General features: G+C 58.4%; 6 protein-coding genes and 1 pseudogene. 3 read left to right on the forward strand and 4 right to left on the reverse strand.

The genetic code is table 11. The features are described from left to right. A partial coding sequence (locus ACP5J3_RS12350) for a hypothetical protein (protein WP_428495966.1) occupies nt 1-335 on the forward strand: 335 nt, incomplete at its 5' end. Nucleotides 336-455: 120 nt separating this feature from the next. Here ACP5J3_RS12350 and ACP5J3_RS12355 read toward each other — a convergent pair. Further along, entirely contained in the window at nt 456-692 is a 237-nt protein-coding gene (locus tag ACP5J3_RS12355; protein WP_428495967.1) for a hypothetical protein, read from the reverse strand. Between the two features lie 62 nt (nt 693-754). Here ACP5J3_RS12355 and ACP5J3_RS12360 point away from each other — a divergent pair, with 62 nt between their 5' ends. Both ACP5J3_RS12360 and ACP5J3_RS12365 read left to right on the forward strand, forming a co-directional pair. Continuing rightward, on the forward strand, nt 755-1,165 hold the full coding sequence (locus tag ACP5J3_RS12360) for a nucleotidyltransferase domain-containing protein (RefSeq protein WP_428495968.1): 411 nt from the start codon (nt 755-757) through the stop codon (nt 1,163-1,165). 46 nt (nt 1,166-1,211) lie between these two features. Then, nucleotides 1,212-1,565 (forward strand): DUF86 domain-containing protein, encoded by a 354-nt coding sequence (locus ACP5J3_RS12365; RefSeq protein WP_428495969.1) that lies wholly within the window; start codon nt 1,212-1,214, stop codon nt 1,563-1,565. On the opposite strand, the gene ACP5J3_RS12370 is transcribed toward ACP5J3_RS12365, so the two are convergent. The 3 genes and pseudogenes from ACP5J3_RS12370 to ACP5J3_RS12380 form a co-directional block, all read right to left on the reverse strand. Next, nucleotides 1,539-1,877 (reverse strand): hypothetical protein, encoded by a 339-nt coding sequence (locus ACP5J3_RS12370; RefSeq protein ID WP_428495970.1) that lies wholly within the window; start codon nt 1,875-1,877, stop codon nt 1,539-1,541. The two genes, ACP5J3_RS12365 and ACP5J3_RS12370, sit on opposite strands and share 27 nt — an antisense overlap. An 18-nt stretch (nt 1,878-1,895) precedes the next feature. After that, nucleotides 1,896-2,801, reverse strand: coding sequence for a 2-hydroxyacid dehydrogenase (locus tag ACP5J3_RS12375; protein WP_428495971.1), 906 nt, complete (start codon nt 2,799-2,801; stop codon nt 1,896-1,898). Between the two features lie 27 nt (nt 2,802-2,828). Continuing rightward, a pseudogene (locus ACP5J3_RS12380) lies at nt 2,829-3,110 on the reverse strand (fucose isomerase); the annotation flags it as partial.

Consider the following 3,110-nt stretch of genomic DNA (forward strand, 5'->3'; position numbering starts at 1 on the left):
GGGGCCACTCCTCTGCGGCGAAGAGGGGGCTTAGGGCCGACGTCTTCATCATCCTGGCCTACACCTACAAGAGGCGTCTCGCCGAGATGTGGGAATCATGGCTCTACGAGGTTTTCAAGCCTCCGTTCAACAAGAGAAGGCCTTCCGCGGAGCCGAGGAGACCGCCCCTCTTCCCGAGAGCGAGGCGCAGGGACAAGCCTGTGGAGGAGCCCGCGGCCGCGACGAGATGCGTAAAACTCATGGACGCCCCGCCAGTTGCCTCCACGCGTCTGGCAAAGGCATCTGTCAGCGACGCAACTCCGGAGACATATGCGGACAGACCACCGCCTGGCTGAGCGGAGACAACAGCGGTGGATGGCAATCCCACGTGTGAAAATGAGCGCATCGGAAAATGAGCTACAGAACGCTGGCGAGAAAGAGGAGGGTGGAGAAGGTGCCGCCCCTGATTGGTGATGTCATTCCTGTCGGGGCTGAATCTTCTTGACGCTGTCCAGCACCTTCTCCGCCAGCCAAGTCAGCTCTTCGTACTCCTCCCCGCTGAAGTCCTCGTGCCACTTCTCCACAAGCCTCCTGAGCAACTGAAGCGTGAAGTGCAACGCAGGCCAGTAGGGGTGGTGCTCCGCTATGCTGTCCGCGAGGCGCTGTAGCTCCTCCACCCGGCGCAACATGGCGGTGGACACGTCGGGCTCCACGCCACGTAGCTAGAGTCTCTATAAAAGCATTTCAATACTTAATAACCAGCTCTAATTTCTCAGTGAGTGTTGAAAAATTGCGCCTCTTCCCATGGAGGGATTTCTCTGTAGTTTTCTCTGTGCTGTTCGGCTCGAGGGTGTGGGGGAGGGCGGTGAAGAGTGATTGGGATGTCGGGGTCTGGCTTGAGGATGTGGATAGGGACGTGGACCTGTTGTACGCCTTGGCTAGATTTCTCGGGGTTAAGGAGGAGGAGGTGGATCTGGTGGTTCTAAACGGCTACGAGAGCCTCCCGTGCTCGCTTATAATAGACGTGTTGGGTCGGGGCAGAGTTGTCTATTTCAGAAATCTCGACGAGTTTCTAGAAATTAGGTCTAGGTTGCTGTATCCCTGTTTCGACTTTATGATCGACTCGGAGAAGCTTGAGCTTTTAGAGACGCAGATAAAGGCCGTGATGAGGAAATGGGCGCAGTAGAGAGGATATTAAGCTCCTTCTGTACTACACGTCGCTACTCGACAACGTGAAAGTTGAGGATCTCGACGATGTGTATAAATTCTTCTCAGCTGTCTATATGCTCCAGGCGCAGGCCCAGGCACTTATAGACTTAGCCGTCAAGGCGGCGGCGGCGCTTGGCATGGAGGTGGAGGGCTATATCGACGCCGGCGCGAAGCTGAGGGCCGCGGGTGTTATAGACGAGGACGAGTTTAAGAGATATAGAGCCGTGGTGAGGTTTAGAAATATTGTGGTACACCAATACGGCGCCGTGGACGCCGCTGTGGTGAAGAGAATTGTAAGGGATAGGGAATACAGAGAGGTGGCTAAGCTGGCTGTGAAAATAGTAGAGGAGTTACGAAGACGCGGAGCGAATCCTTAACACACGTTCGCCGGCGGCCTCTCCGCTGGCTGTTGTCCGCGGCGCCACGCCAGCGGCGTACTGCCTCAAGAGCTGTGGCAAGACAACTCTCGTCACCCTCTCCCAGTCCTGCCGTATGGCGTCTCTAAGCCACCGGCAGTTTACCCCGCCGTACTCCGCGTAGTACATGGAGAAGGCTCTGTCGAGGAAGTCGTATATGTCGTGGCTAATGCCGGCTCTCTCCACCTCTAGGGCGAGTCTCCTCTGCCCCATCTCCTCGAGGAGCCTCAGCACCTCTGTGTGTAGCATGAAGTAGATCACCTCCTTGCTCATATCTCCAAATGCGCCTACCTATATATAGTCTTCTCTCCTGGCGATGTTTCTAGGCCTGCCGCCTCTGGCGTAGGTGACGAGGTTCCTAACGGCCTCTCTCACCATCTGCATCCACACCTCCTCGTTGCCGTAGCCACCGGCGACCCACGGCGTCGCGTAGACGTTGGACAAGACGTAGAACTCGGCGTCTTTGGCGAAGTCGTTCCTCCCCCACCAGACGTCGCTTGCAAATATGAAGCTGGGGCGTTCCTTCAGTATGCGCAGAACCCCCTCGCGGTCCACCACCTCGGCGCGTCCGACGTTTACAAATACGGCGTCCTCCGCCATGAGGGCGAGGTGTTCGTACTTCACCATCCCCCTCGTGTATTTGTTCAGGGGGAGGGCGCACACCGCGGCCTTCGCGCCGCGGAGCGCCTCCTCTAGGCTGTTGGTAAAGCGCCACGGCCCCTCCTTCGGCGTTCTGGAGAAGCCCCACACCTCCGCCCCCATGGCGGCGAGGATCTTAGCCACTCTTGTGCCGATCTCCCCAAGGCCCAGCACGGCGACCTTCCTGCCGTGGATGAGGGGTACAGGCAAGTCCCGTCTGTAGTCCCCACGCCTCATCTTCTCGCTGTACTGCACCACGCGTTTATAAGGAGCGAGGAGCAGAGCCATGGCGAATTCGGCCACCGCGTCTGCGTTAGACCCCGCGTTTCCCGCAACGACGACGTGCGGCGGGATGCTCTCCCACGGGAGGTGGTCAAGCCCAGCTGTCACCACCTGTATAAACCTCAGCCTCGGCATCTTGGCCAGCTCCTCGGCGGTTATCCTGCTGACAAGCGCCACCTCGACGTTGCTCAAATCGCCACCCCTCACAATTTTGAAATACCTACCCAGCTCCTCCTCCGCCTCCCGGGGCAGTTCAAAATTGACGTACAGCTCCATGGCTGGAGAAGGGCGGCTATTTTTAAACTAGTAGCGGGTGGTGGGGATTGAGAGGAGTTTGAACACGGCCTCCGCCTCCTCAGCCACGTCCCCCGGCATGAAGACGTGGTGGTTCGCCGGGGCCTCGGCTTCTAGACGTAGATCTCTGCCGAACTTCACAGCGGCTTGGGTGCGGCACGCCTCTTGCATAAAGTTGCCGCTTTTAACCACCTCGGCCACCCCCACAGCCGCTCTGTTGAACCTAGGCGCCACAGAGACCACGGTGTACACCGCCTCCCTGAGCTCCCCGGAGAGGCCGTGGGGGTAGCC

It is taken from the genome of Pyrobaculum sp. (genome assembly GCF_049971835.1).
Taxonomy (GTDB): domain Archaea; phylum Thermoproteota; class Thermoprotei; order Thermoproteales; family Thermoproteaceae; genus Pyrobaculum.